Source organism: Vibrio sp. 1401, from assembly GCF_033340295.1.
Genome location: NZ_JAWOWF010000013.1, coordinates 76,631 through 103,529, shown reverse-complemented (window position 1 = coordinate 103,529; position 26,899 = coordinate 76,631). Strand labels below are relative to the sequence as shown.

The 26,899-nt window shown below is 43.8% G+C and carries 26 protein-coding genes and 1 tRNA gene; 7 read left to right on the top strand and 20 right to left on the bottom strand.

The window, feature by feature from the left end:
* The first annotated feature begins 825 nt into the window (after positions 1 to 825).
* The 6 genes from R7Z77_RS09370 to R7Z77_RS09345 all read left to right on the top strand — a co-directional run bounded on the left by R7Z77_RS09370 (position 826) and on the right by R7Z77_RS09345 (position 6,912).
* Positions 826 to 2,157 carry a cytochrome ubiquinol oxidase subunit I gene (locus tag R7Z77_RS09370; protein ID WP_005378273.1) on the top strand — a complete coding sequence of 444 codons (1,332 nt, stop codon included), beginning with the start codon at positions 826 to 828 and terminating at the stop codon, positions 2,155 to 2,157.
* A 2-nt stretch (positions 2,158 to 2,159) separates the two neighbouring features.
* The gene (locus tag R7Z77_RS09365) at positions 2,160 to 3,152 is read left to right on the top strand and encodes a cytochrome d ubiquinol oxidase subunit II (protein WP_005378274.1); all 993 of its coding nucleotides are present in this window, start codon (positions 2,160 to 2,162) and stop codon (positions 3,150 to 3,152) included.
* A 350-nt stretch (positions 3,153 to 3,502) separates the two neighbouring features.
* On the top strand, positions 3,503 to 3,631 hold the full coding sequence (locus R7Z77_RS09360; protein ID WP_005378275.1) for a hypothetical protein: 129 nt from the start codon (positions 3,503 to 3,505) through the stop codon (positions 3,629 to 3,631).
* A gap of 500 nt (positions 3,632 to 4,131) precedes the next feature.
* Positions 4,132 to 4,869 (top strand): SIR2 family protein, encoded by a 738-nt coding sequence (locus R7Z77_RS09355; RefSeq protein WP_250155560.1) that lies wholly within the window; start codon positions 4,132 to 4,134, stop codon positions 4,867 to 4,869.
* Between the two features lie 367 nt (positions 4,870 to 5,236).
* Positions 5,237 to 5,797, top strand: a complete 561-nt coding sequence (locus R7Z77_RS09350; RefSeq protein ID WP_025789109.1) for a recombinase family protein — start codon at positions 5,237 to 5,239, stop codon at positions 5,795 to 5,797.
* Between the two features lie 176 nt (positions 5,798 to 5,973).
* On the top strand, positions 5,974 to 6,912 hold the full coding sequence (locus R7Z77_RS09345; protein WP_224723833.1) for a hypothetical protein: 939 nt from the start codon (positions 5,974 to 5,976) through the stop codon (positions 6,910 to 6,912).
* A gap of 127 nt (positions 6,913 to 7,039) precedes the next feature.
* On the opposite strand, the gene R7Z77_RS09340 is transcribed toward R7Z77_RS09345, so the two are convergent.
* From R7Z77_RS09340 to R7Z77_RS09325, 4 genes are all read right to left on the bottom strand, one after another.
* Positions 7,040 to 8,743: a site-specific integrase gene (locus tag R7Z77_RS09340; protein ID WP_025789108.1), complete on the bottom strand. Its 1,704-nt coding sequence runs from the start codon at positions 8,741 to 8,743 to the stop codon at positions 7,040 to 7,042.
* Positions 8,744 to 8,836: 93 nt separating this feature from the next.
* A tRNA-Ser gene (locus R7Z77_RS09335) sits at positions 8,837 to 8,924 on the bottom strand.
* 144 nt (positions 8,925 to 9,068) lie between these two features.
* Positions 9,069 to 9,518 (bottom strand): L-alanine exporter AlaE, encoded by a 450-nt coding sequence (locus tag R7Z77_RS09330; protein ID WP_213965353.1) that lies wholly within the window; start codon positions 9,516 to 9,518, stop codon positions 9,069 to 9,071.
* Between the two features lie 502 nt (positions 9,519 to 10,020).
* Positions 10,021 to 12,441 carry a hybrid sensor histidine kinase/response regulator gene (locus R7Z77_RS09325; RefSeq protein ID WP_213967404.1) on the bottom strand — a complete coding sequence of 807 codons (2,421 nt, stop codon included), beginning with the start codon at positions 12,439 to 12,441 and terminating at the stop codon, positions 10,021 to 10,023.
* A gap of 51 nt (positions 12,442 to 12,492) precedes the next feature.
* Between R7Z77_RS09325 and R7Z77_RS09320 the strand changes: the two genes are divergently transcribed.
* Positions 12,493 to 13,104 (top strand): YecA family protein, encoded by a 612-nt coding sequence (locus tag R7Z77_RS09320; protein ID WP_213967360.1) that lies wholly within the window; start codon positions 12,493 to 12,495, stop codon positions 13,102 to 13,104.
* A gap of 74 nt (positions 13,105 to 13,178) precedes the next feature.
* Here R7Z77_RS09320 and R7Z77_RS09315 read toward each other — a convergent pair whose 3' ends face one another.
* The 16 genes from R7Z77_RS09315 to cydA all read right to left on the bottom strand — a co-directional run bounded on the left by R7Z77_RS09315 (position 13,179) and on the right by cydA (position 26,474).
* On the bottom strand, positions 13,179 to 14,345 hold the full coding sequence (locus R7Z77_RS09315) for a glutathionylspermidine synthase family protein (protein ID WP_005378279.1): 1,167 nt from the start codon (positions 14,343 to 14,345) through the stop codon (positions 13,179 to 13,181).
* 8 nt (positions 14,346 to 14,353) lie between these two features.
* On the bottom strand, positions 14,354 to 14,923 hold the full coding sequence (locus tag R7Z77_RS09310; protein WP_031781195.1) for a DUF1190 domain-containing protein: 570 nt from the start codon (positions 14,921 to 14,923) through the stop codon (positions 14,354 to 14,356).
* Positions 14,924 to 14,931: 8 nt separating this feature from the next.
* Entirely contained in the window at positions 14,932 to 15,348 is a 417-nt protein-coding gene (locus tag R7Z77_RS09305; protein WP_005378281.1) for a DUF350 domain-containing protein, read from the bottom strand.
* Positions 15,348 to 16,391: a potassium channel protein gene (locus R7Z77_RS09300; RefSeq protein ID WP_213967359.1), complete on the bottom strand. Its 1,044-nt coding sequence runs from the start codon at positions 16,389 to 16,391 to the stop codon at positions 15,348 to 15,350. Before R7Z77_RS09300 ends, R7Z77_RS09305 begins: the two co-directional genes overlap by 1 nt.
* Positions 16,392 to 16,509: 118 nt before the next feature.
* On the bottom strand, positions 16,510 to 17,571 hold the full coding sequence (nadA, locus tag R7Z77_RS09295; RefSeq protein ID WP_064367997.1) for a quinolinate synthase NadA: 1,062 nt from the start codon (positions 17,569 to 17,571) through the stop codon (positions 16,510 to 16,512).
* 251 nt (positions 17,572 to 17,822) lie between these two features.
* Positions 17,823 to 18,575 (bottom strand): tol-pal system protein YbgF, encoded by a 753-nt coding sequence (gene ybgF, locus R7Z77_RS09290; RefSeq protein ID WP_213967358.1) that lies wholly within the window; start codon positions 18,573 to 18,575, stop codon positions 17,823 to 17,825.
* A 15-nt stretch (positions 18,576 to 18,590) separates the two neighbouring features.
* Positions 18,591 to 19,115: a peptidoglycan-associated lipoprotein Pal gene (gene pal, locus R7Z77_RS09285; protein ID WP_005378293.1), complete on the bottom strand. Its 525-nt coding sequence runs from the start codon at positions 19,113 to 19,115 to the stop codon at positions 18,591 to 18,593.
* A gap of 30 nt (positions 19,116 to 19,145) precedes the next feature.
* The gene (tolB, locus tag R7Z77_RS09280) at positions 19,146 to 20,498 is read right to left on the bottom strand and encodes a Tol-Pal system beta propeller repeat protein TolB (protein WP_005387925.1); all 1,353 of its coding nucleotides are present in this window, start codon (positions 20,496 to 20,498) and stop codon (positions 19,146 to 19,148) included.
* 12 nt (positions 20,499 to 20,510) lie between these two features.
* On the bottom strand, positions 20,511 to 21,578 hold the full coding sequence (gene tolA / locus R7Z77_RS09275) for a cell envelope integrity protein TolA (protein WP_042522108.1): 1,068 nt from the start codon (positions 21,576 to 21,578) through the stop codon (positions 20,511 to 20,513).
* Positions 21,579 to 21,591: 13 nt separating this feature from the next.
* On the bottom strand, positions 21,592 to 22,035 hold the full coding sequence (locus R7Z77_RS09270; protein WP_005378298.1) for an ExbD/TolR family protein: 444 nt from the start codon (positions 22,033 to 22,035) through the stop codon (positions 21,592 to 21,594).
* A gap of 3 nt (positions 22,036 to 22,038) precedes the next feature.
* Entirely contained in the window at positions 22,039 to 22,737 is a 699-nt protein-coding gene (gene tolQ / locus R7Z77_RS09265) for a protein TolQ (protein ID WP_005378301.1), read from the bottom strand.
* A complete protein-coding gene (gene ybgC / locus R7Z77_RS09260) occupies positions 22,727 to 23,146 on the bottom strand; it encodes a tol-pal system-associated acyl-CoA thioesterase (RefSeq protein ID WP_213967357.1) in 420 nt (139 codons plus the stop codon). Before ybgC ends, tolQ begins: the two co-directional genes overlap by 11 nt.
* A gap of 172 nt (positions 23,147 to 23,318) precedes the next feature.
* Positions 23,319 to 23,621 carry a cyd operon protein YbgE gene (gene ybgE / locus R7Z77_RS09255; protein WP_005378304.1) on the bottom strand — a complete coding sequence of 101 codons (303 nt, stop codon included), beginning with the start codon at positions 23,619 to 23,621 and terminating at the stop codon, positions 23,319 to 23,321.
* Complete coding sequence (cydX, locus tag R7Z77_RS09250; protein ID WP_000270284.1) at positions 23,614 to 23,721, bottom strand: cytochrome bd-I oxidase subunit CydX; 108 nt, start codon at positions 23,719 to 23,721, stop codon at positions 23,614 to 23,616. Before cydX ends, ybgE begins: the two co-directional genes overlap by 8 nt.
* Before the next feature lie 12 nt (positions 23,722 to 23,733).
* A complete protein-coding gene (gene cydB / locus R7Z77_RS09245; RefSeq protein WP_006742909.1) occupies positions 23,734 to 24,870 on the bottom strand; it encodes a cytochrome d ubiquinol oxidase subunit II in 1,137 nt (378 codons plus the stop codon).
* Between the two features lie 17 nt (positions 24,871 to 24,887).
* Positions 24,888 to 26,474 carry a cytochrome ubiquinol oxidase subunit I gene (gene cydA / locus R7Z77_RS09240; RefSeq protein WP_005378311.1) on the bottom strand — a complete coding sequence of 529 codons (1,587 nt, stop codon included), beginning with the start codon at positions 26,472 to 26,474 and terminating at the stop codon, positions 24,888 to 24,890.
* Positions 26,475 to 26,899 lie beyond the last annotated feature (425 nt).

Sequence of the window (26,899 nt, the reverse complement as noted above, 5' to 3'; positions counted from 1 at the left end):
GCCTGATATCGACTCACTTCTTCCCTGGAACTTCTCCCACACATAAAAAAGCGCCCGTGTGTTCATGGGGCGCTTACCCTCAAAGCCAGACTCTCTGGCTAGCGCCAGTCTACTGCTCGAGATAGCTGTCCACAACTCTCTTTACCAGATCGGCATTTATTAATTATTTAATAAATAACAAGAAAGACACTAGCACACTTGCTGAAAAGTAAGTGTCAGTTTGGATTGAAACTCATCAGGAATCGAAAATGGTCCGCAGTCGACTTGTTGATCTAGTGAAAGCCGAATTACCTAGCGCCAAATCGTTCGCTAGTATAAAAATGTAGCCTATCGCACTTCTGGTCGAGTGCTAACGAACTTATGATGCATATGTCATTAGCAGTGCAATTTTAAGTTTATCAATTAGCTAAAGTTTCCCACCTTAACTGTCAGTAAGCTTGCTGTGTTTGAGACGATCTCGACATGACTAGTGTATAAATAGTATGGAGGTTCAAAGTGAAGGCAAGGCAAATTTCCTTACTAAAAATATTGTTTCTGTAATTTTATTTCAGGATTATCGAAACCATCATAAGGATAATTCGAACTAATCTTAATCCATGCTCCTTCAGTTACATTTGCTTTCTTTTACTCACTTCTCGCGACTATTAGTGGCATTTTGAGACAATTTCCTACACTCCTTTCTTTGTCTTAGTTGATATAAATCATTGTTAGAAGAAAACAGAATCACCTGTATTTCTCGATACATGAATCCAAACTGCCCGACTTTTCGTAACTAAATTACAGATAGACACGATTTTTAGTATGGCACGTTTTTGAGGAACCAAGATGTTAGATACCCTCATGCTGTCGCGGATCCAGTTCGCGGCCAATATCAGCTTTCACATTCTCTTCCCGACCATCACCATCGCGTTGGCATGGATGTTGGTGTTTTTCAAGTGGCGATATAACCGCACACAAGCCCCCGTATGGCTCGATGTTTATTACTTCTGGGTCAAGATATTCGCTCTCACTTTCGCCTTGGGTGTGGTATCCGGCATTACGATGAGTTTCCAGTTTGGTACCAACTGGCCAGGCTTTATGGAACGAGTCGGAAACGTAGCTGGACCATTGCTCGGATACGAAGTGATGACCGCCTTCTTTATGGAAGCCACCTTCCTGGGTGTAATGCTTTTTGGGCGAGGACGAGTACCGGAATGGGTTCATACTCTCGCCACCGTTCTGGTTGCTGTTGGGACAAGTATGTCCGCATTTTGGATTCTGGTGCTTAACAGCTGGATGCACACACCAAGTGGCTATGAAGTGATTGACGGCATTGTTCATGTGACCAGTTGGAAAGAAGTCATTTTCAATCCTTCTTTACCGTACCGTCTTCTACACACGCTATTAGCATCGGCGCTGACTGCCAGCTTCTTGATTGCAGGTATCTCGGCTTATCAAATAATGAAAAAGTCAGATCACCGCTCAGCCAAACTTGGCCTAAAAGTCGCGCTGTTCGCGGCGGCTGGGTTCATCCCGGTACAAATCTTTGTCGGTGACCTTCACGGGTTAAACACGCTTGAACATCAACCTGCAAAAATTGCAGCAATGGAAGGCGTGTGGGAGACCGAGCAAGGCGCGCCCCTTCTTCTGTTTGCGATGCCAAATGAAGAAACTCGCAGCAATGATTTTGAAGTTGGCATCCCGAAGTTAGCGAGTTTGATTCTTACTCATGACTTAGACGGAGAAATCCGAGGACTTAACGAGTTTGCACCTGATCACCCGCCAGTGAAGCCCTTGTTCTTTGGTTTCCGCGTGATGGTTGGTGTAGGTGTTCTTATGCTGCTGGTTAGCTGGTATGGCGCGGTGAAGCTAGCACGCAAAAAAGCGCTACCTAAACCTTACCTGTACACAGTGTTAGCTATGACGTTCTCTGGTTGGATAGCCACACTGGCGGGTTGGTATGTTACTGAGATTGGTCGACAGCCTTGGTTGGTCAGCGGTGTATTGCGCACATCAGAAGCTGTCACCACGGTTGCGAGCAGCAGTGTGATGACTTCGCTCATTATGTACTTGGCCATTTACGCAGCATTGCTGGTTGCGTACATCCATACCCTGTTCTATTTGGCGCGCAAAGACGTTGCAGCCCATGAAGTCCCACTGACACAACAAGAGGCCTAATCATGCTCGACTATCTACCAGAAATATACCTTCTGCTGCTTGGTTTCTCGGTCTTTATGTATGCCGTGCTCGACGGCTACGACCTTGGCGTCGGCATCCTATTGCCAAGTGATAATGAAGCGCAACGTGACCGAATGATAGCGTCTATCGGCCCTTTCTGGGACGCAAATGAAACGTGGTTGGTGTTAGCCGTCGGTATTCTGCTGATTGCCTTTCCTACTGCCCATAGCTTGATTTTGACGGAGCTTTATATGCCGACCGCTATCATGCTTATCGCACTGATCATGCGTGGCGTAGCGTTCGACTTCCGCGCCAAAGCGAACTCGGATCATAAACCTCATTGGGATTGGTGCTTCAGAATTGGCTCGTTAGTCACCGCGCTAACCCAAGGTTACATGGTTGGTCGTTACATCATGGGATTTGAGCAATCAACAGAAGCATTTGGCTTTGCATGGTTAAGCGCACTTTGTGTAACGGCGGCGTATGTTTACATCGGTGGCGCATGGTTGGTACTGAAAACGGAAGGTGATTTGCAAATACGCTCGGCGCGTTGGTCTCGCCGTGCTGGTTGGTTAGCAGCCTTAGGAATCTTGGTGGTTAGCGTTGTAAACCCAATTGTAAATCAACAAGTTGCCTTGCGTTGGTTCAGCTTCCCAGAAATCTTGTTGCTTGCCCCAGTTCCGCTAATTGTATTGGCAACCATCTTCCTAGTTGATCGCTATTTGCGTCAGGTTCCAATGGTGAATGATCTGGGTGTGCGTTGGCCTTTCTTTGGTGTCACCGTCATTTTCGCGTTGAGCTTTCTCGGTCTTGCGTATAGCTTCTTCCCAGAAGTTGTGCCGGGGTTGATGACCGCACAACAAGCGGCCTCCTCACCTGCGACATTAATAATCGTGGGCTACGGTGTGATGATTGTTATGCCGGTGATATTGCTTTACACCTTTGTGGTATACCGGATCTTCAAAGGCAAAGCGACAGAACTTAGCTACAAGTAGGAAAGGGAATTCCTCAACAAAGCGCCGCTGCTCATGCGGCGTTTTTTTTGCAGTACTCAACGACTAAAGTATCTACCCAAGGCGACTGAGTGGGAACGCTGAGAGAATGTAGCGGCAGCCAGTAGTTTGTTCCTAACTAGAACGAGATAACCGTTTCTCAACTATAGCGATACAGGCACAAAAACAGAAAGAATATTTGATGTTACAAAAGGTAGACCGCCACTTTAAAACGCTTTGAGTATTTTTTGCGCTCAATGAGGTGCAAGTATACTTATGCTTTTTATGACTTGTGAACACTCAATTGCATGTTATGTTGCTGTTGAAATAGTACATGAAATAAGGACAAGAACATGAAGATAAGATGCAAAACGACGCAAAGCATTGAAAAATTTAACCCTGATGACCTCAATCTAAACACAGATCTCTTTGGTATGATTGCTGTTGTATTCGTGTTCATGGCTGTTTTGCTTAGCATCTAGTAGCACTACGTTCATTCTTGTGGCCGTATTCATACCTCATGTGATATGGGTGCTAAATTCTAGATTAAAGCGGATGTGCTAACCCGCACCAATCAGATTATGGCTGCCTCTGTATAGCATCTTCAATTTTGGCGTTGTATAGAGGTGAGATGTGAATAGTTGGCTTGTAGATAGAATGGCGCTTGCACCTTGAGCACTCTTGTGTACTTTCAATGACGCATTACTTTAGTGTAGATACGAAAAAAGGCCTGATAAATCAGACCTTTTAGAATGTGGCGGTGAGTGAGAGATTCGAACTCTCGATTGCAAGCTACCATGTTTAAAACATTAAAAATCAACAAGTTAAATATAAGCTAGTTTCCTATTTTGTACCAGATTTTTGTACTACGCTTCTTTCATGCCTTCCTTAAGACTTATGTTTCATATAGATTAAAACTATGCACCTCACCATGCAGGCAAAACATTAAGCTTAACCTGGTCAATATGAAGGATTCTTTAACATGATTACATTTATTTTTGGGGCGGGAGCAAGCTACGGCTCTGGACGCTGTACCCCCAACAACCCACCTCTTGGAAACTACCTGTTTAATGACCTAGTAAAATTAGACGGAGCTTTCTCTAGATTAGATAAAACAACACAGAAAGTCTTTATAGACGAAGGGTTTGAAGCGGGAATGGCAAAAGTGCCTGACGACAACCGAATAATAAATCCAATTCAAAAAGAGCTAGCTTGCTATCTATCTTCATTTTCAATAACAGATGAAAATGCCTATGTGAGATTATTTAATAAGCTAAAAAGCAACATCAATGATATCAACATAGTAACCCTCAACTATGACTTATTGATTGAACAAGCTCTTTGGTCTAGAGGATTTCAAGTTGACTATAATTGTGAAGGAAATGGGGTAAATCTACTCAAACCACATGGCTCTTCAAACTTCTTACCCCAACTAGATGGATTGCAGATGAGTGGTAATATTATGACAGGAGTAGGGGCATACGTTGAAGGGCTAAAGACTGAGGCAGTTCAAACGCACAATGAAATAAAAAACTGGTGCAACAATCCAAAGCATGGAGACGTTAGTCCTGTACTCTCGATGTACAACAAAGACAAAAGAATTGTGGTCAATCAAGGACTAATCAAGAGTATCCAAAACAAGTACGCTGATTTGGTAGACTCATCCAGACTTATAGTTCTTGTTGGAATCAAATATATCCCTCATGACGAGCATATCTGAGGTTCACTAACTAAAAGTAACTCCCCTATTTTAGTCGTTGATCCGTATCCTGAAGATACAATTAAATGGGCTGAGACCAATAGTAAAGATCAGGTATCAATTCTACAGAAAGGCTTTGATGCTTCGGTATGGGATATTACAAAAGTTGTTCGTTCTCATCTACAAAATGGTTCGTAGACTCAAATAGATGACTTGCTCTCAACGATGTAGGTTATATCTCTTTGACCCAAAATCATGAAATATGTACCCATTAGGTATACCCAAACGACTACGGTCAAACCTTGATCAAACAGTACCCAATAGGGTTGAATTTGAATTGTGACCACAATAAAATTTCTAACATCTTAGAGTTAAACGGGTACACCTAATGGCACACATAGCTTATCTACGTGTTTCGACCACAAACCAAAATACAGACCGTCAACTTACAGATTCTGGTATCACCTTTGATAAGAGCTTTACAGATAAATGCAGTGGTGGCTCAACTAAACGACCAGCATTAGAAGCTCTTAAAGACTACGTTCGAGAAGGAGATACAATCCACGTTCATAGCATCGACCGCCTAGCGCGTAATTTGGTTGATTTAAAGCAGCTAATAAACGACTGGACTAACCAAGGTGTTAGCGTGAGATTCCACAAGGAAAACCTAAGCTTTAATGCTGGTGGAAGCGATCATATGTCTGAGCTCATGCTGAACATGCTAGGAGCTGTAGCTCAATTCGAGTTAGCAATGATTCAGGAAAGACGTCAGGAAGGCATTGAGAAAGCTAAAGCAGCAGGGAAATATAAAGGTAGACCAACTAACACAACTAACCACCAGCGTATCGCTGAGCTACGTTCACAAGGAATGTCTTTAAGGAAAATAGCAGCTCAAGTAGGAGTCTCTCTTTCAACAGTACAAAGAGCTCTATCAACAAACCTCAAGTAAGTAAAAATCAAAAAACCAAGCGCACATATTGTGTAAAAATAGCTGGGCAGTGCAATCGTGATGGATTCGCATTACCCCGAACCCTCCCCCCTCCTAGGGTTCCAATCAAACCAAAAAGAGAAACATTAATAATCAGTCATAGACCTACAGGTACATAACACACTATGAATCAATTCATGGCAGATAGCAGATTTGCGTATTTAGACCCTCGAACTCTCATACTCGATCCCGCGATGCAAGCCCGTGACGTTGAACTCATAAAAGACAAACGAGTACGTTCAGCGCAAGAGATTAAGCAAGAGAGTCAAAGCAAGGAGATTCTTGAAGACCTTCGTAATGGACAGCCTATAAGGCAGCCTATCACTGTTTTTGTGGTTGATGATAAGTATTACGTAGTGGATGGTTTCCACCGCACTGGAGCTTGTTTGAAGTACCTTGAAGAAAACCCCGATGCTGAATTGATGATTAACTCGTTGATCATAGAAAACCGTACTTACGCTGAGGCATTCTCAGCAGCCCAAGATGTCAATCAAGCGCATGGGGTTGGAGTTACTAAAGATGAAGTAATGCAAGCTCAGTTTCGCAAGCTAATTGTTAACCGAGAGTTTGACCTAAGCGTCTCTCAAGTATGTGAGCTTGTTGGATGTAGTCGTGGTCAGGCTGCACACATTGCTAACGGCTTAAAAGCTTGTAAAGAAGCATTAGGGACTGACATCGAGATGAACGACTTAGAGAGCTTTGTTGAAGGCCTCCAGTTTGGCTTGGAGTCACGTTATTACCTACCCCAAAGCTGCTGGGACTCTAAGGGGTTTCCGAAGATTAGACGCCTCTCAGATGCTTTTAAGGGCAAAGATAATATATCTGACAAAGATGATGAGCAGTGGGAGCAAAAGCAAATTAAAGACGTCTCAAATAGCATCAGCCGCCTCATTGAGTTCTTTGGAGAGGATATCTTCAGGGAAGGTTTAAGAAAGGTCACTAGGGGATCTCAATTAGGTATCTCGATATCTCAACGGAGTAAGTGGCTGGAACAAGCTGGGACTATCGAAGGGAGTATTCAAGATAAAAATAGTGGAAATAAAGCCCCTAACGTAACCGAAAACTACGACTTTTAGAAATAACATTGCGAGCTCGTAAGCCTTATACCACAAGGCCTACGGGCTATTTAAGACCAAAGTGTACACGTGTGAACAGTGGTGAGACTTTAGGTGTACACAACAGTGTAAATACATTAACTAAAAGCTACCAAAGACGTGGGACAGCCAACCTAGGCAAACAGTCTATTGCTTTCTTCTTAGCCTTCATATCAACCGTACCGTATGCTGCACCGATATTAGCCGGAGCGTGACCAGTGATAGCATCACTAACAGAATCAACCACTCCTAGACCACGCAAAACTGTTCTCAAAGAGTGCCTAAACGAGTGTGATGGCTGCTTGGTTATGCCTACCGTCTTGACCTGTTTACTCCACCACTTACCAATAGCACCAGACCTTTTACCGTGTTTGTTTGGCTTGTGCTCAGGGAATAGAAACTCTCCACAGGACGCCACATAATCCAAAAAGCCTAAATCAATGAGGTGCTCATGAATCGGTACTTGTCGAACAGACTTAACGTTTTTTACGTTCTGCTCTTCACCCTCACGAACATAAATAAAGTGAATATCTTCGTCTGATCGTTGTATATCTGAACTTCTGAGTTGAACCATTTCTTCAATCCGAGAACCCGTATACCTGCATAGAAGAGGCACCCAATAACAAGCCATGCCATAAGGCTTACTAGCAGTGACATCAGTGAATATATCTAGCTTAAATAACTGATTGATCTCACTAGGAGTAAAACCTTTAGCTTCCGCTACCGCAGACTTATTCTGTACTTTAGGAAGTGTTACGCCTTTGTACGGGTTGACGTCTATCAGACCAAGCTCAACAGCATAGCCAAATACAGGAGAAGTCTTTCTGAGAATAGTCTTAACGGTTGAAGGAGATATTGTCTCAAGCCCTTTTGTTTTAACAAGCTCAAGCTGCTCAGGTACTGATTTGTTTCTAATCTCTTTAGCTTTAGACTTAGGCAATTGTAACAGGGTATCTTTGTATTTTGAGATATGACCTCTCGTTACATCAGCAACATCTAGATCCCCTATTATCTCTATAAGACGCTCTATCTGAGACTCAACCTCTGCCAAGGATTGAGAAGCTTTGCCATTAATAGATGCAGACTCAAGGTAACGCTTCAATAGGCTCGAAATGGAGTTCTGAGATGGTTTCAAAGCCCTAGACGGTATCTTATCAGGCTTAGACACTGAAAGGGACTCACTAGCGATTGGAGTGGTCACTGGCTCATACCCAAAGTCTCGCTTGTGACGAGCCAAACAGAGAGACTCAACTCGACGGGCGTAATCGTAAAAAGCGTAAACCAAACGTCTATATGAAGCGCTTGTCTCACATACAACTAAACCTTCTATGTTTAGCTGTTCTTCAATGAAATCTTTCAAGCCTTCCAAAAGCTCTTGATATTCCTCTTCAGTAGCTTTTGACGCATCTAGACCACTAAACTCAAATGTGTCAGATAAGCCGAATACGTGGAGACGCTTATCGCCCTCAACGCCATACCATTCATATCGAAGATAGCAATCATAGTTACCATTACCATCAACCTCATCTTTGACACGCAGATACCAACGCTCGGCAATGATCGCGCAATCACGGACATTAAGCTCAATATCAGATGAATTAGATAGCTTTAAATTAGCGAAGTCGATTTGCTTGAGCGCATCATCAAGATGCTGAGGAAATCGCTGCTTTGCTTCAGAAAGGTTTTTCGTTTGAAGAGATTTCTTGAAGACTGTCTTACCGATTATAGGAACCAGCTTTTTTGGGACAGCCATTCTAAAGTAGTAAACACCAGTCTGAGGATGCTTATAAGGACTTGCCATGATGTTCGACATTGTACCTACTCTTTGTACCAGTAGGCAGCTTACATTAAAACACCAAACCCCTGTATTATAAGAAGTTCTTACACTACAAGGGCTTATAGAATGTGGCGGTGAGTGAGAGATTCGAACTCTCGATACGTTGCCGTATACACACTTTCCAGGCGTGCTCCTTCAGCCACTCGGACAACTCACCGAATCAAATTTTGGTTAGCATCATTGGCTAACGAGGCGCTAATTTAATGATTATGTGCCTGATGGTCAAGGCTAAACATAAAAAAAAGCGCCCTTTTCGAATCGATTGCTCACTAAGTAACTAAATTGAGCAAAACTGGGGCATTTAGATGCTTTGAGAATAACCGGGAACACGGAACCAACGGCGGCACATGTCCAAGAAGTACCCATACAACACACCCATGCCACAAGAAATAACAGCGTTACTTGCTACTGCGGTCACAATTTGATCTGTAGACGCGCCAACTGCGAATAAGATACCCGCATAAACTGGAGATTGAAATAGTACATAAGCGACCAGATCAGAGATGTTTTTTATAAAGGAAGACGGTGACACCTTACTACCTTGATGCAGCACCCAATCACGAAAAACCCCATACGGCCAAGCAATGGCGATATTCACTGGAATCGATAGCGTACGCGATGCTAGAGATTGCTCAAATGTCATCCCTGAAATCAAAATCTCGACAATCATCCCTGTGATAAAGCAAAAAACAACCATAGCAAAGGTATCCGCTGCGGCGTGACGAATACAAAATGGTCCACGAGACTTCATTTACAAAACCCTTAAAATCAAACACTGCAATTAATAAAAATAATAAAACTATTAACCACTAAAAAGACACCAAGCCAGTTAATGATGCAATTAGAACACACAAAAACTAGCTTATGGCTCTGTATTTAAAATTAAGTTGTAAATTTATAACCAACTTTTAAAGTAAAAGTAGTTTTTTTCACCAATGACGAGTAAAAACGCCTAAAATCACGTAAAAATGGTACAAAAACACGAATTTCACTTACATAAAAAGGGGCTACGATAATTATTTTGACGTAAAGTTAGAACAAAACTCGGACTGTAAACAGTCACTCCTATAGCTTATGCTACCAAGCTGCGAAAATTCAGAGTATTACCGATATAATCACAGTAGAAGGTCTTGCTGCTTTACTCGTAAAAGTAAAACTGCAAGCCTGTTCATTGCGGGTTAGAAGAGTTTGTCACGAAGCTGGATGACGTATGAATAGTAAGAACAATTCACAGTTGCGCCATATTGATTAAATTATGGTGAGGCCAGCAAAATCGTTAATGTATCGATATCATCTTGGTCTGGGGATTGCTGACGCTTTAAGTTACTTCTTATCCGTTCGGCGACTGAAGAAACGTCGTCACTGAGTTCAAGGGGAGCCTCCGCAATGATCGCTGAAATAGCCTCAAGTGCTTCATTAAGATGTCCATTATCTAGAGCGACATAGAAGTTGAGTAACCACTTTTCAGCATTAAAGCTATCTGCTGCATTTCCATCAAAGTCCGATTGGTACTGATATAACTGTGTCGCATGAAGATACAGTGCATCATTTAATTCAGACTCCACTATTGGTTTCGCTATTATGTGGTCTGCTCCTACATTAATCATACGCTCTTGTGTTTCTTTGAACACATCCGCTGTACAGCCAAAAATCAGTACCGACTTAGCAGGTGAACTCATTGCTCGAATGGCTGATATGGCCCCAACGCCATCTAGAACAGGCATATGATTATCCATCAGTATCAAATCAAATGGTTTGCTCGCAACCTCATCGACTGCAAGCTGACCATTTTCGACACTTGTGCACTCAAAGCCCTTGGCTCGGAGGAAAGTTTCCATAATGATCGCATTTGTTCGGTTGTCTTCAACAATGAGTGCTTTCAACCCTTTACAGTTCAATTTATGTGTATTGATTGACTCTACTTTACCTGGCTTGCAAGGTGTAAGGGCAATTTCGACAGTAAAAGTCGTTCCAGCGTCCTCCTGACTCTCTACAACCACTTGCCCCCCCATATGTTCCGCGATTTCTTTGACTATTGCTAAACCAAGCCCTGTACCACCAAACCGTCTAGTCGTTGATGACTCTGCTTGCTCAAAAGGACGAAAAATGCGTTTTTGTGCCTCTTTTGAAATACCAATTCCTGTATCTTTTACCTTTAGTATCAGCTTGGTGCCTGCCTTACTCGATTTCTCGGCTAGCTCTACCTCTACGATGCCACGATCGGTGAACTTAACAGCGTTATTGAGTAGATTGAACAATACTTGACGCAAACGGGCTTTGTCATTGTTGTACCAACGACCCGTTGGTAAATGCGAGACGACTCTAAAGCGAAGACCTTTTTCTGCACATAGCGTTTGATAAACACTCTTGATACTGCCGATAATCGACTCAATTGGGAAAGGCTTATTTTCAAACTCAACATGCCCTTGTTCAATTTTTGAGTAATCTAAAATCTCATTGAGTAATGTCATCATGTGATCACCTGAATCATAAAGTGTTCTCAGGTGCTTACGCTGCTCATCGGTAAGTGGTGTTTTTAACAGTATCTGGGCAGTTCCTAGTACACCGTTCATTGGTGTGCGAATCTCGTGGGATAATGTGGCTAAGAATGCCGTTTTAGCGTTTGTCGAAGCCTGAGCTTTTATTCTCTCCTGCTCTAAATAGATCGTCTTTTCATTGAACTTCTCGATAAGCTGTCCGATTTCGTCATCGCTATCGTAGTCAATATCTATGATCCCACCAGTTTTCGAGTCATCAATCTTAGCGGCAATGCGAACAATTGGTTCAACAATATAGCGATTCAGTAAGTAGTAACCGACCAAGACACACAAAAGCAAAAATGGAATGATCCTCCCCTCAACGCTCATCACTTGTTCAAACACTTGATCGGCGACTTTAGCTTTTGCGTTGACAACTTCCATGCGCCAATCGAACTCTCCGAAATCAAGCTCGCTGACATAAATTTCGTCCGTCAGTTGAAAGTTGTGTTCAATAATCACGTTTGAGTCAGCATCGCGAACCACTACCCCCAAAGAATGCTGGTTCGTGTGCTCTCGAATAAACTGAAAAAGTGCATCAAGTGATAGGTCTACCGTTACAACTCCAGCGAATCGACCGTTTTGGTAGTACGGAGAAGACGCGGTAATCATCTGGACCTGAGTAAAGGTATCGATGTAAACCGTAGACCAACTAACAGAACCTACCGGAGCATCGGCGGCAGCGACATACCAGGGTTCATTATCATAACCGCCAGATTCGGGGTTATTGTAGGAGTGAATTTGGTCAATACCACTATCACTGTTTTTATTGAAGAATAGACTTTTATATCTCCATTGTTCTGCTTTGAGTTCGGGTTTAGGCCATACGCCACCACTAACAAGCATCTTGTCACTCAATTGAAGTATATGTGGAATTATTGTGTTGAGAGATTGAATATTTTCATTCCCTTGGGCTAGCCCTACTAAGCTGCTCAATACACCTGTAGAACTGAGGAGGGGCTCTTTGATCTCAAGAGCCAGGAGTTGGGTACGTAACTCTAGGTTTTGCTCTAGCTTTTGTCTAACCGGTGGCTCAACAACCAAATAGGCGACAGAACCGATAGTGGCGATAAAGAAGCACAGGTAAAGTGTTAGGGCGAGAATGCTTTTTTTTCTAAGTGATGAGCGAATTTCCATAGATGTGTGAATCATTCCCTAATATCGATTTATCACTAATTGATTGGTAAGATGAGCGCAATCAACCAGCCCATTAACAAATGGTATTCTATTTTGAAACTACAAGACATCCTTTCTCTCCCAGAACTTGACGGTAAACTACTAAACCTAGCAAAAACTCAAGGCTTTGTAACAGCGATGGCTGCAGCGCCAAACGTATTAATGCCTCAAGAGTGGTTGCCATTCTTATGGGGTGGAGAAGAAACAGCGCCATTTACTGACGGTGAACAACTAGAGCAGTACATTGACGAGATTGTACAAATGTGGAACCAAACTCGTCCCGCTCTCCTAGAAGGCACTTGGCAGTGGCCTGCAGGGTGCGCGCTAGATGAGCAAGACATTGTAACAAGTCAGGCTCGCGATTTCAGTGAAGGTGTATTACAAGGCTGGCAACTTGCGCGTGATGACTGGGAAACGTTGATGCCTGAGGATAGCGAAGATAATGCCCTACTCGGTGGTGTTTTACTTTCTCTTACTATGCTTTACGACCCAGAAACAACCATTGAAACATTGGCCGAACAAGGTATGGAAGGCTTAGAGCAGTTTGAGGAAATCTTCAACGCAATGCCAGTGATGTTATGTGGTCTTACTCAGCGCGGTGTTGCATTAGCTGAAGAACAATAAGACACAACGCTGTCGACCATCAAGATTGAACGACTGAATAGACAAAAAGCTCTCCGAATGGAGAGCTTTTTTGATCATGTTAAAATTACATGTGGAATATACCGCGCCATATCTTGAGTCACTAAGCTACTGTCTTCCCTAATCGAAATACCGGCAGCTCTATCATTGACCAACCAACTGCCAATTAACGTATGGTTTTGCCCAAACTTAGGTAGTGGATGGTATTGCTGGACGATATTAAATTTAGATTCATAAGGCCCTGACGTTTTAACAAAACGTTTTCCATCGATGACGATCTCGATGTTCGCGCCCTCTCGAGAAAATAGTGGCTTGATGACATAATCTCTCATAGTGTTCGCTTTTGAATCGTTAGCAAAATAAGCGGGCAAAAGGTTCGGGTGGTTAGGAAAGCGCTCCCACAATAACGGTAAAAGTGCTTTATTGGATAGAATCGACTTCCACATCGGTTCTAACCAGTTTACGTTCGCAGTCGCTAAGTACTTCGCATATTCCTCTTCAAACATAAACTCCCAAGGGTAAAGCTTAAACATCCAACGAATCGCTCTGTCATCAGCATCCACAAACAGACCATCTTCCGTCACTCCAATATCTTCGACATGCACGAATGCCGTTGCTAACCCTGCCTCTCGCGCGCAATCCTCTAAATACTGGACAGTCCCTTTATCTTCTTCAGTGTACTTGCAGCAGCTAAAGTGAAGTGTTTGTCCTGGTTGGTATTTTGCTATTTCGGCGAAGCGCTCGATCAAAAAGTCTTGAAGAATATTGAATTGATCCGCGCTCTGGTGAACTCGACCTTTATTTACAACATCTTCTAGCCACACCCACTGCCAAAAGCCAGTTTCAAACAAGCTGGTTGGCGTATCCGCATTGTTTTCCAGTAATTTTGCTGGAGAGGTCCCGTTGTACGCGAAATCCAGCCGCGAATAAAGCGAAGGTTCGCTTCGTCTCCACGAAGAAGCGACCTGCTCCCACATAGATTCAGGGATCGCACATTGCGTCAGCAACCGCTCACTCCGAACGACTTCATCCACAATAGCCAGGCACATCTGATGCAGCTCTTCAGTGGGCGCTTCTATATCGCGCTCAATTTGCTCCAGCGTGAATTGATAGTAAGCACTCTCATCCCAATACGGTTGGTCATACATGGTATGGAAACCAAAACCAAACTGGCGTGCTAATTCACGCCAGTTTTCGCGCTCTTGTATTTCTCGTCGAAACATAGTGCTTTTTAACCGCCTCGACTGACCGACACCGCTTTACCAAACCCGCCTCGAGACATCGCCCTGCCAATGGTGCCGCCACCACGTTTATTAAGGCTATTAGTCGCAACTTTGGTCGGCTGATTTCGGTAGGAGCCAAAGAATTGTCCTGCTCCATTATAGAATTTGGATTTATAACGGTACATCGGCTCTGAGTAATAGCTCTTGTTATAACCTTTCAACCCGCTTAATGAGCGACTGTAAAAAAAACCGCCAAAGTTAGGTACATAAGCTCGAGAACTGGAACTGTAGTAACAATCATCCTCGTAGAAATCATTCTCGCATTCGAACTCGCTGCGGTAGCGAGGGGCATTTTGTTCGGCACGAGCTAAAGCTTCTTGGTATGCAGTGTCACACTGTTCACTAAACTCAGGCGAGTTAGATTTACACTCATCAGCATCAGAAAAAATGTACCCTTCTGTTTTTGACTCGTACGTAGCAAAGAAGAAAATACCACCAAAGGCAGCAAAGGGAAGAATTTTCCCAAGCTTTAAGCTTTTGTCCATGGAAGAACGTTTAACGTTAGAACTCCGCTTCATCGTTCCTCCTAGTAGGTCATGCACGCGGCATTCAATACGCCGACCGAAACAGAAACTGCTGCTAATACAATACCGGCTGGCAGTTCATCTTTTTCGATACGCTCTGCCACTTTCGGAAGTAAAATAAAGCGTACAATTGCAAATGCGATAATTTGAGCAAGCATTGCGACAACGCCCCATACCATAAAATCGACGATATTGACTGAGTTTTTTGCCGCCCCCGAAATCGCGAGACAGTAACCAAGGAAAGCCCCACTTAGCGCAATCGCTGCTGCTGTATTTTGCTTTTCTTTAATCAGATGCCACTCATCGTATGGCGTCAACTTGACGTAGATGAACTTAAACGCCAATACAAAAATAATAGAAACAGAGAAATAGAGTAAAAAGTTTGGGAAGCCTGCTAACAGGCCGGCAATCATGTGCATTATTGTTCCTTGTTCATTTCTTTCCAGGCAAAATCTTCAATACGTTCATCTGCAATGTAAAACAGCTTGGTACTCGCGGGTACTTCAGCATCTAAATCTGGGTTGAGTTGAATACCATCGCCAATATCAAAAGCAATCAGCGTGGCATGATGGCGTCTTTTGATAAAAACGAAGAGATTCTCAATAGTGGTGGCAGACTGACCCTCAGGATAAATAACTGAGTATTGAGTCATACCTCGTGTTGAAGCCAAAAGCTCCTGATGAAGCGCACTTGAGCCTGGGTCAACCGCCGCTTTTGCCAACATTTCTGCGCCAACAGCAGGTATGCATTCCGCTTTCGGGCAATGCTGACTTAGAAGTCGGCCGAGCGCTTCATCTTTAAAGTAAGCGACCAAATGAGCGGAAGGGTTTACAGATGCGCAGTACAGAGCGGCTGACAAGGTAATGTCGTCCGAGAGATTATCCACAATAATGCAAGCGGCTTCGGCAATATTGGCGTTTTTCATCTCTTGCGAATCGGTATAACTGGTCACTTTGATAAAACTGATTTCGCCAGGTAACGGGTTCTCTATTTCTGAACGGCTGCATAAAACAATCGGGCGCTTTCCCTCTTCTTCATGTTGTAACATGCGAATAAGGTGCATCGTTCTCGATCCATTCCAGCCCAACAATACAATATGGTTTTCCACTCTTACTCTCCGTTTTCCTAAAATACCCGCTCGCCAATAGTCCATCGCTACTCCAGCGACACGCCCCAATAATGCGGCGAATAAGCTCAAACCGCCGGGGATTACAAATAGTACGACAACCCATTTACCCAAATCTGTTACAGGAGAATGGTCGCCATAACCCACCGTACTCGCCGTAACCATGAGGTAATAGATAAAGTTAGCGAAACTGTCTGTTAATGCGGTTTCACCAGCGAGAACCAGCAGCCACCATGAAAGGCTCACATATAAGCCACTAAAGATGAGAAGGCTTCGGTTGCTCAATTTAAAAAGGTGGGAACTAAGCCACTTTTTAACTACTAACCACACCGCCATAAATTTATGACCTCGATATTCATTGATTGCATCAATAGTAACTCATTGATAGTAAGACACAAAAAAACCAGCCATATTCGGCTGGTTTTTGAGATTTACTTTCAGTTACGCCTACTTTTTAAGCATTACCTTTCACTTGCATATTTAGCTGCTCAGCAAAATCTAGCATGCGGTTAAGCGGTATAAGGGATTTAACACGCAGTTCTTCGTCAACAAAAATCTCGTGCTCTTCACCACCTTCACTAAGCGCTTTCTCAATTGCTTTCAAACCGTTCATTGCCATCCAAGGACAGTGTGCACAGCTGCGACATGTTGCGCCTGCACCTGCGGTTGGCGCTTCGATAAGTTCTTTCTCTGGCACAAGTTGCTGCATTTTAAAGAAAATGCCTTTGTCTGTCGCAACGATCATTTGTTTGTGAGGAAGCTCTTTCGCTGCTTTGATCAGCTGACTCGTTGATCCAACGGCATCGGCAAGTTCTACGACGCTTGCTGGTGACTCAGGGTGAACCAAAATAGCCGCATCTGGATACACGCTCTTCATTTTTCGTAGCGCATCAGCAGAGAACTCATCATGAACCACACACTCACCCTGCCAAAGCAGCATATCTGCGCCAGTTTTGTTAGCGATGTACGATCCTAGGTGACGGTCTGGTCCCCAAATAATTGGCTTATCTTCAGCGTCTAAGTGTTCCACGATTTCAAGCGCAATGCTCGATGTAACGACCCAGTCGGCACGGGCTTTAACCGCTGCTGAAGTATTTGCGTAAACTACAACCGTATGATCAGGGTGAGCATCACAAAACTCGCTGAACTTATCCGCAGGACAGCCAAGGTCGAGCGAACATTCCGCTTCCAACGTTGGCATTAGAATGCGCTTTTCTGGTGTCAGAATTTTGGCCGACTCGCCCATAAAGCGAACACCACCAATAATCAATGTACTTGCAGGGTGACGATTACCAAACTTCGCCATTTCCAACGAGTCACCAACAAACCCGCCAGTGTCTTCAGCTAGGGCTTGAATCTCAGGGTCGGTATAATAGTGCGCGATAAGTACCGCATCTTTTTCTTTGAGTAACTTTTTAATACGCTCAATGTAAGATGCTTTTTCTTCTTCGCTTAATGGAACTGGTTTCGGTGGGAATGGGTAAACAGTGTCGATTTTATCTAATATATGGCTCATTGCTCTTGCTCTACGCAACTTCCTTTAATCCGAGTATTGTAACCTCGTTAATTTTCAAAAACCAACTTGTCGCGGGGATTTCTAGCGGTCTAGCCGTATATCTTTGTTACAGGTAGCATTTCCGAGTAGCGAAATTCGGTGCAACATAAGGTCAGAGGCTCTGCATCATTGCTATCGACTTAGCCGTTCTGCACCAACAGAAAATGGAAAAGAAAAAGGAAGCCGAAGCTTCCTTTTTAAAACATAACGTCTTACAGCGTAGAGCTGGCAAGTTTTGCAGATGCACTACCTGGGTATTCATCAACCACTTGTTGGTAGTACTTTTTCGCTTGAGCTGCATTGTTATTACGCTCAGCGATTTCGCCTAACTTAAGCAACGCATCGGCTCGCTTATTGGAGTCTTTATAAGACACCACAGCGGCAAAACTTTTCACTGCATCCTCATCCTGCTTTTTAGCGAAGTACAACTGACCTAACCAGTAGTGAGAATTCGCTGAATATGTAGAATCAGGATAATCTTTCTGGAACTGCTGGAACGCTGCAATTGCACCAGTGTAATCACGCTTTTTGAGAATGAGGTCAACTGCATTCTGATATGCCGTTTGCTCATCAACATTTGGAGTGTACTGGCCACCTGTTTTCACAGGTTGTGCTTCTTGTGCAGGTGTGGATTTTATCTCTCCACGAACACGATCCAGCTCGACAAACAACTCACGTTGACGTTGCAACATTTGTTTCATTTCGTAGCTATTTCGCTCTAATTGACCACGCAATTCACTGATCTCTTGCGACATTTGGTCAATTTGCTGTTGCATTTGGAGCTGAACGCGATTGCGGTTTTGGAGCAAACGTTCTAGACGCTCTACTTCCGTTTCAGATGAACGGCTCTTAGAGACGGATGATGTGCTGTTGAGATCGGATACTGGAGCTGGTGCAGCGAACGCAAAGTTCGCTGCACTTGCCAGTAACGTAAGCGCAACAGCGCGCTTAGTGTTACTGAACATGAGGATTACCTCGAATTAGTATACTAGAACCGCGCGACGGTTCTTAGCGTAAACTTCATCTGATTGACCTAGAAGAAGTGGCTTCTCTTCACCGTAGCTAACGATTGAGATTTGGTCAGCTTGAACACCTAGTGCTTGTAGGTAGTTCGCTACTGCTTGTGCACGACGCTCACCTAGAGCAATGTTGTACTCAGGTGTACCGCGCTCATCAGCGTGACCTTCGATAGTTACGTTAAGTGCTGGGTTCTTGCTTAGGTAAGAAGCGTGAGCCGCTAGCATCTCTTCGTAATCTGCTGCAATTGTTGAGTTGTCAAAAGCAAAGTAGATTGTTTGAGTTTCACGTAGCGCTTGCTCTTTTAGCTCTTGCTCTGTCAACTGACCGCTTTGATCAATTGGCGTAGCTACTGTTGTTTCCACTGCGCCATTGTTGTTTGTTGCTGCACCAGTGTTAGAAGCAGCGTCGTCGCTTGAACTACACGCTGTAACAGCCATTACAGGAAGCGCGATTAGTAGCCCTTTTAGAACCTTGTTCAGTTGCATCTTATTTTCCTTTATTAATCAAACTTATTACTACAAAAACGGTGACCATGCAGGCGCTCGAACACGCCCATTTGTTGCCGGTAATCTAGCTTTGAATCGACCATCAATTGACACCATCGATAGTACGTTTTTCTTGTTGTAAATCGAGCTATACACAACCATGCCACCGTTTGGGGCAATACTAGGAGACTCATCAAGCAAGGTCTTAGTTAAGACTTGAAGAGCACCAGTTTCCAAATCTTGTTTCGCCAAATTAAATCCTGCGTTGCTGCGGTTCACCATAACTAGGAATCGCCCATCAGGAGTAATCTGACCACCCAAATTTTGGCTGCCTTGCCAAGTCAAACGGTCAATAGAACCGCTGCCCAAATTTACTTGATAAATCTGTGGTTTACCACCCCTATCCGATGTGAAAATCAACGATTTTCCATCCGGATGCCAGAACGGTTCCGTATTATTTGATCTGCCACGCGTAATTTGCGTCAGCTTACGAGTGTTAAGGTCAAACGTATAAACATGAAGCGAGCCTGTTTTAGAAAGAACAATCGCTAACTTATTGCCATCTGGCGAAAATCTTGGCGCACCATTGTGACGTGGGTATGAAGTAATTTTCTCACGTTCACCGGTGTAGATGTTCATGATGAAGATTTCTGCTTGGCCATTTTGGAAGCTAACATACGCAAGCTTTTTACCATCTGGTGACCACGCTGGTGACATTAATGGTTGCTTAGAACGTAAAACCAGACGCTCATTGTAGCCATCGTAATCAGCGACTCGAAGTTGGTAAGGGAAACGGTCTTTATCGTTCACTACCACATATGCAATACGAGTCATGAAAGCGCCACGGTCGCCAGTTAACTGTTCATACACCAAATCAGAGATACGGTGAGCGTACTCACGCATACGAGGCCCTTGAACAGTGGCTACTTTATTGAACAGCACATGATCTTTTGACAGAACCAATTCACCGTCACTACCAAGCGCCTTACTCTTCCCACCTGTTAACTGACCACGCACAATATCAACAAGTTGATAGTTGATAACGTAGTCACCTTGGTCGTTTTGCTTGATTGAACCAGTCAATAGCGCATCCACACCTAAATTGGTCCAAGCATCAAAATTAACTTCTGATTCACTGAACGGTGTTTGTGGCATTTTGCTCGTTGGAACTGGGCTGAATTTACCACTACGTTGTAAATCCGAGGCGATAACAGCAGAAACATCCGTTGGAAGCGCTTGTGTGCCCTCCCACTTAAACGGAACAACAGCAATTGGTCGTGCTGAATCAATACCATCGGTAATGACCAACTCTAATGCGGCATTCGCCACATTTGTCATACTGCTAAACAGTACAAACATTCCTAGTAAAAGGCGTCTAATCACGTCTTATTCCTTTTAGTCCAAAGCAACAGTTATGTTGATGTCTTTTAGTCTTTCATTGACCGCTGATTCTGAAGATTTAGGGAACGTCCCTACCTGAGCTATTGCTCGCTTCGCCGCAGCACATACTCGAGTATCGCCACTCAAAACGGTAACACCAGAGACCATCATATCAGTTCCTGTCGGAATCAATTTGATGTTTACCCTACACTCCTTTCCCAGCAAGTAGTCATCCTTAATCAGCTTTTGCTGAATATTTTGAGTATAGATGGATGACATACGAGAAAGTTCGTCGTCAATAAATTGATTGCGCGCAGCACTGTTTTTACTGACCTCATCCTCGAGACCCGCAAAAATATCATCTAACGCGGCTTCTTGAGCTTTACGCTCACGCTCGGCACGCTCAGCTGCTTCTCTCGCTTTACGCTCTCGCTCAGCTGCCTCTTTTGCCGCTTTCTCTTTTGCAATGCGCTCTTGTTCAGCTTTTTCAGCAGCTTCACGCTCACGACGTGCTTTTTCTTCCGCTTCTTTTGCTGCTTTTTCACGAGCCAAACGTTCTTGCTCAGCTTTTGCTATAGCCGCTTCTTTTGCTAAACGCTCCTGCTCAGCTTTACGCACGGCTTCTTCTTTTTCCTTGCGCTCTTTTTCTAGCTTAGCAGCTCGCTCTTTTTCTTTGCGAACACGTTCTTCTTCCTGCTTGCGCTCTTGCTCTTTTTTCTTACGTGCAGCTTCTGCTTCTCGCGCCGCTTGAGCATCTTTCGCTTGCTGCTCTTTCAACTTGCGAATTTGCTCTTCTTCAGCTTTGCGGTTTTTTTCTAGCTGCTCTGCTTCGCGTCTCAGTTTATCAAGACGCTCTTGTTCTTTTTTCGCTGCCTTTTCGCGTTGCTGGCGAATTTCTTTCGCTTGTTGCTGCACAAGTTTTGGATCGATGACAACAGCTTGAACCATTTGCCCTGTAGGCTCTGGTTTAGACATGTTGAAGTCCGTCCCCCAAAGCAGGGCTGCAACTAGAATTGCATGCAAACCAACCGATATTGCTATCGGTTTGGCGTATTGGTTGGGTTTCTTCTTGTGATCTTTCATAGATAATTGATGTCTATTCCCTGATATCGGTCATTAGACCTACCTTAGGGATACCAGCTCGACTTAGTTCATCTAGCAATAGAACAACATCGGCATATGGTGTTGCCGCGTCGCCACCTACCGCAACTGGTGAATCCGGCTTAACCTCTCGCTCCGCTTTCACTCGCACAATAACATCTTGCAACGACAAACCTCGCTGAACTTCTTCATCATTTACGCTTAGGCCTAAATTACCCTCGCTATCAATTTCGATGATAATAAAGCTACTGTCAGTCTCGCCAGCAAGGTCTTGCATAGATTCTGCGGTCGATGTTTTCGGAAGATCAACGTCGACGCCTTGAGTCACAAATGGAGCGGTCGCCATAAAAATGATCAACAGTACGAGCATTACGTCGATATACGGAACAACGTTGATCTCCGCTGTCATTTTTCGCTTTTTAGGTTGATAACCCGCCATGCTTTATTCCTTATCCGCGCTGTCTCGGCCAGCCATCGCTTGACGATGAAGGATGCTGTGGAATTCTTCAGAAAATGTTGCGTAAGTGTGCTCTAGTTTACTCACTTTATTGCTTAGGCGGTTGTACGCCATTACTGCCGGAATAGCCGCAAATAGCCCCATCGCTGTCGCGATAAGTGCCTCGGCGATACCCGGTGCAACCATAGACAACGTAGCTTGCTTTACTTCACCCAGCGCAATAAAGGCGTGCATGATGCCCCAAACGGTACCAAATAGGCCGATATAAGGGCTTATAGAACCGACTGTTGCCAAAAACGGTAAGCTTGTTTCTAGCTCATCTACTTCACGAGAAACAGCAACGCGCATTGCGCGGCCAGTGCCTTCCATGATGTAAGCTGGTGAATTTGCGTTGCTCTTACGTAGGCGAGCAAACTCTGTAAAACCTGCGTAGAAGATTTCTTCTGTGCCTTCAATTTCGTCTTTACGCGCTTTTACTTTTTGGTAAAGCTGAGAAAGATCAGTACCCGACCAAAATTTGTCTTCAAACTGCTCTGCATTTTTTGACGCTTGAGAAAGCACTTTGCTGCGCTTGATGATCATTGCCCATGACACAATTGACATGCCAAGCAACGTCAGCATCACAAGCTTTACCAACAGACTGGCCTGAAGAAAGAGATCTAAAATGGAAATATCAGCAGTCACTATTTGTTAGCTCCGAATTTATAAAGGTTGGAATAGCTATTGGTTTCATTTTCTTATTATCGATACATGCTACCTTAACCGAGGCCTTGCACAATATCTTGCCTTGATCATTGACCAACTCTTGACAGAATTGCAGAGAAGCACGTTTTATTTCTGACACTCGGGTTACGACTGTCAGATGCTCGTCCAGCTTAGCGCCTTGGTTGAAATCGATATCCATGTGTCGGACAACAAAGCCGATATTTTGTTCCAGTAACACATGTTGAGAAATGCCTTTAGCACGTAACATCTCTGTCCGTGCGCGCTCAAAGAATTTTAGATAATTAGAATGATATACAACACCGCCCGCATCAGTGTCTTCATAGTAAACAGTGATCGGCCAGTGAAAGAGATTTGATGTGCCTTGCAAGGGAGTACCAATATATTCAATTCTTTAAAGTAATTACTATAACTGAAGCGACAGCAATTGGTACCGAGCTAAGGAAATATTTTTGAAATTTGTAGAAAAAATAAAAGCTAGGCGAGATACCTAGCTTTTATTCGATGATTTAGTAACCGACTTTATTACAGCATATTTCAGCCTAAATGAAATAAAGTGCCGTTAGATAAATTAAGATAGCTAACGAGAAATAAGGACTAAACAAAACTTGCCAGTACCAGTTTCTTGGCTTGAAGCCCACCCCATACACCATGCTTGAACATACAGACCAAATCAGTGCTGGTGCGATGATTGAGTTAAAACCACCAATTGCTTGATGGTAAGCTTCAGGGTCCCACATCACCAATCCTACGTGCATAAAGCCAAGGATGAGAGATAAGACTCGTAGCAGAGTCTTATCCATTGGTGCGTGAAGTTTCGCTACCTTATCAGCGAGGTTACTCACTGTCTTTATCCATCATTTCTGAGTGCTCTAGCCAAAGAGCGTTGATGATACCGAATGCACAAGCAAGTAGTACACCTAGAATCCATGCGAAATACCACATAGTAAATGCTCCTTAGTAAAGTGAGTTTTTGTTGTCTTCAATGTACTGGTCATCAAGGCGACCAAACATCTTGTAGTAAGTCCAAGATGTGTAGCCAAGGATGATTGGCACCATAACAAACGCAACGCCTGTCATTAGGTTCAGAGTCAGCTCAGATGACGTTGCATCCCACATTGTTAAGCTGTGGCTTGGCATTAAGTCTGAAGGCATGATGAATGGGAACATCGCAAAACCTGCAGTAAAGATAACACCAGCAACACCCAAGCTTGAAGTAATGAACGAAATCGCACATTTTTCAAGACGAGATGCCAATACAGCGAGAAGCGGCATTGCAACACCTAATACAGGAGCAGCCCATAGTAGTGGGTAGTTTTCAAAGTTCTTCATCCACGCACCAGCTTCACGGATAACCTCTTTGTTTAGAGGGTTAGAAGCAGCGTTAGTGTCGATACCGCCAACAATGACGTAACCATCGATATTTTGGATCCAGAAACCAGCCGCTACAAACGCAGCAACCGTCAGTAAACCAGCCAACTGAGCAACGTTGCGCGCACGCACATGCACTTCGCCTGTTGTTTTCATTTGTAGCCAAGTAGAACCTTGCATCAAAATCATGAACAAGCTTACTAGACCACACAACAGTGCAAATGGGTTTAGTAGACCAAAGAATGAGCCATGGTATGTTGGCATCAAGAACTCACTCAATTGGAATGGTACACCTTGTAGAAGGTTGCCAAACGCTACACCAAAGATGATTGGCGGAACAAAACCACTGATTGAGATACAGATATCCCAGGTATTGCGCCATTTTGGATCTTCGATTTTAGAACGGTAGTCTAGGCCCAGAGGACGAAGCCATAGCGCTGCTAGTGTCAAAATCATCGCTAAGTAGAAGCCTGAAAATGACGTTGCGTAAACCAAAGGCCAAGCTGCGAACAGTGCACCACCAGCAGTGATAAGCCAAACTTGGTTACCATCCCAGTGAGGAGCAATTGAGTTAATCATGACACGGCGTTGCGTGTCGTTTTTACCGATGATAGGTACAAGCGCGCCTACACCCATATCGAAGCCGTCTGTTACTGCAAAACCAACTAGTAGAACACCGATTAGTACCCACCAGATGAGTCGCAAGATTTCGTAATCAAACATCTTGTTATCTCCTTACCTTACGCTTCTACTTGGCGACTAACTTTGTCTTCAACAGAGTCAGCATTTTGCTCGAAGTGGTAGCGACCCGTTTTCAGGCTACTTGGACCTTTACGAGCGAATTTCAACATTAGGTAAACTTCTGCAATCAGGAATACCGTGTATAGCGCCAGAATTGCGAAGAGTGAAGTCCAGATTTCACCTGCAGTTAGTGCAGAAGCTGCAACATGCACTGGTAAAATTTCACCTACAGCCCAAGGTTGACGGCCGTACTCAGCGACGAACCAACCCGCTTCAATTGCAATCCAAGGTAGTGGAATGCTAAATAGTGCAGCTTTTAGAATCCATTGTTTCTGCTCAATCTTCTGACGACACGTTTGGATAAACGCCGCACCAAAGACAAACAACATGATGAAGCCACAAGCAACCATGATACGGAATGACCAGAATAGCGGCCATACTGTTGGGATTGAGTCGTCCGCAGCAGCTTGGATTTGCTCTTCTGTTGCATCAACAACATTGTCTGTGTAGCGTTTTAGAAGTAGACCGTAACCTAGGTCACCTTTCACTTCATCAAACGCAGTCATGTTTTCTTCTGACTTATCGCCCGCACGAAGCTTCTCTAGAAGTTCATAAGCGTACATGCCGTCACGAATACGATCGACGTGTTCATCACGTAAATCACGAAGACCTGTTACTTGCTCATCAAAAGAACGTGTCGCGATAATACCCATTACGTAAGGGATCTTAATTGCGTAATCGGTATGCATCGTTTCCTGGTTAGGAACACCAAATAACGTAAATGCGGCAGGTGCAGGTTCAGTGTGCCACTCTGCTTCAATTGCAGCGAGTTTCACTTTTTGAACTTCACCAAGCTCGTAGCCAGATTCGTCACCAAGAACGATGGTAGATAAGATAGCTGCAATACCGAAAGAAGCAGCAATAGCAAACGAACGACGAGCAAACGCAATGTCACGACCTTTTAATAGGTAGTATGAACTGATGCCTAGAATAAACATTGCGCCACAAGTGTAACCAGAAGCAACCGTATGCACGAACTTAACCTGAGCAACTGGGTTTAGTACAACCTCAGAGAAGCTCACCATTTCCATTCGCATGGTTTCGAAGTTGAAATCTGCGCCTACTGGGTTTTGCATCCAGCCGTTTGCGATAAGAATCCAAAGAGCAGAGAAGTTAGAGCCTAGTGCCACAAGCCAGGTAACCGCTAAGTGTTGGCGTTTAGATAGACGATCCCACCCGAAGAAGAATAGACCAACAAAAGTTGACTCCAGGAAGAATGCGACAAGTGCTTCGATCGCTAGCGGTGCACCGAAGATATCACCTACATAGTGGGAGTAGTAAGACCAGTTCGTACCAAACTGGAACTCCATGGTAAGGCCTGTCGCCACACCAAGTGCAAAGTTAATACCGAATAGCTTACCCCAGAACTTGGTCATGTCCTTATAGATTTGCTTGTTCGTCATTACGTACATCGATTCCATAATGGCCAGAAGGAAGGCCATACCAAGGGTCAATGGTACGAATAGGAAGTGATACATCGCTGTCAGTGCAAACTGCAACCGCGATAGATCAACTACGTCAATCATGGTAACTCCTATGTGTCGGCTGAATGACACTCTCTACATATTGCAATCCATATTCAGGTGTTATTTACACTTGAAAAATGTTGAATTATCACAACTCATTGTTGCAAAAATGTGCTTCATTGGTTAGTTAATTGTTAAGCATCAGCTAATATAGCTGGGGCTAATATTACTTGTAAAAACAGATTGTTTCAAAAGGTTTATAGCCGTAACGCGCTTTGATATACATCAATGTTTATGCGCGGAATTTGCACAAAAATCCATCACATTGATCTAGATCAACCAGTATTGGATACGGATGTTAAGAGAGAGTAATCAGGAGAGAAATTAACCAGTTGCAAGCAAACATCGAGTTAACAATCAATGCTTTTTACTTACTAAACCAGTATGAGAAAAAATTCAAAAAATGTGAGTTTGGTCAACTTTAA

Bases quoted from the DNA above. Each gene is read 5' to 3' on its own strand.
- tolA (WP_042522108.1), bottom strand. From the start codon at position 21,578: ATGAAAGATCACAAGAAGAAACCCAACCAATACGCCAAACCGATAGCA.
- R7Z77_RS09320 (WP_213967360.1), top strand. From the start codon at position 12,493: ATGAGCGCAATCAACCAGCCCATTAACAAATGGTATTCTATTTTGAAA.
- cydX (WP_000270284.1), bottom strand. From the start codon at position 23,721: ATGTGGTATTTCGCATGGATTCTAGGTGTACTACTTGCTTGTGCATTC.
- R7Z77_RS09360 (WP_005378275.1), top strand. From the start codon at position 3,503: ATGAAGATAAGATGCAAAACGACGCAAAGCATTGAAAAATTTAACCCT.
- R7Z77_RS09300 (WP_213967359.1), bottom strand. From the start codon at position 16,391: ATGGCGGTGTGGTTAGTAGTTAAAAAGTGGCTTAGTTCCCACCTTTTT.
- R7Z77_RS09370 (WP_005378273.1), top strand. From the start codon at position 826: ATGTTAGATACCCTCATGCTGTCGCGGATCCAGTTCGCGGCCAATATC.
- ybgF (WP_213967358.1), bottom strand. From the start codon at position 18,575: ATGTTCAGTAACACTAAGCGCGCTGTTGCGCTTACGTTACTGGCAAGT.
- R7Z77_RS09305 (WP_005378281.1), bottom strand. From the start codon at position 15,348: ATGCACATGATTGCCGGCCTGTTAGCAGGCTTCCCAAACTTTTTACTC.
- R7Z77_RS09325 (WP_213967404.1), bottom strand. From the start codon at position 12,441: ATGGAAATTCGCTCATCACTTAGAAAAAAAAGCATTCTCGCCCTAACA.
- R7Z77_RS09365 (WP_005378274.1), top strand. From the start codon at position 2,160: ATGCTCGACTATCTACCAGAAATATACCTTCTGCTGCTTGGTTTCTCG.
- R7Z77_RS09310 (WP_031781195.1), bottom strand. From the start codon at position 14,923: ATGAAGCGGAGTTCTAACGTTAAACGTTCTTCCATGGACAAAAGCTTA.
- R7Z77_RS09350 (WP_025789109.1), top strand. From the start codon at position 5,237: ATGGCACACATAGCTTATCTACGTGTTTCGACCACAAACCAAAATACA.
- R7Z77_RS09315 (WP_005378279.1), bottom strand. From the start codon at position 14,345: ATGTTTCGACGAGAAATACAAGAGCGCGAAAACTGGCGTGAATTAGCA.
- R7Z77_RS09270 (WP_005378298.1), bottom strand. From the start codon at position 22,035: ATGGCGGGTTATCAACCTAAAAAGCGAAAAATGACAGCGGAGATCAAC.
- R7Z77_RS09355 (WP_250155560.1), top strand. From the start codon at position 4,132: ATGATTACATTTATTTTTGGGGCGGGAGCAAGCTACGGCTCTGGACGC.
- R7Z77_RS09345 (WP_224723833.1), top strand. From the start codon at position 5,974: ATGGCAGATAGCAGATTTGCGTATTTAGACCCTCGAACTCTCATACTC.
- R7Z77_RS09330 (WP_213965353.1), bottom strand. From the start codon at position 9,518: ATGAAGTCTCGTGGACCATTTTGTATTCGTCACGCCGCAGCGGATACC.
- cydB (WP_006742909.1), bottom strand. From the start codon at position 24,870: ATGTTTGATTACGAAATCTTGCGACTCATCTGGTGGGTACTAATCGGT.
- nadA (WP_064367997.1), bottom strand. From the start codon at position 17,571: ATGAGCCATATATTAGATAAAATCGACACTGTTTACCCATTCCCACCG.
- R7Z77_RS09340 (WP_025789108.1), bottom strand. From the start codon at position 8,743: ATGTCGAACATCATGGCAAGTCCTTATAAGCATCCTCAGACTGGTGTT.
- cydA (WP_005378311.1), bottom strand. From the start codon at position 26,474: ATGATTGACGTAGTTGATCTATCGCGGTTGCAGTTTGCACTGACAGCG.
- pal (WP_005378293.1), bottom strand. From the start codon at position 19,115: ATGCAACTGAACAAGGTTCTAAAAGGGCTACTAATCGCGCTTCCTGTA.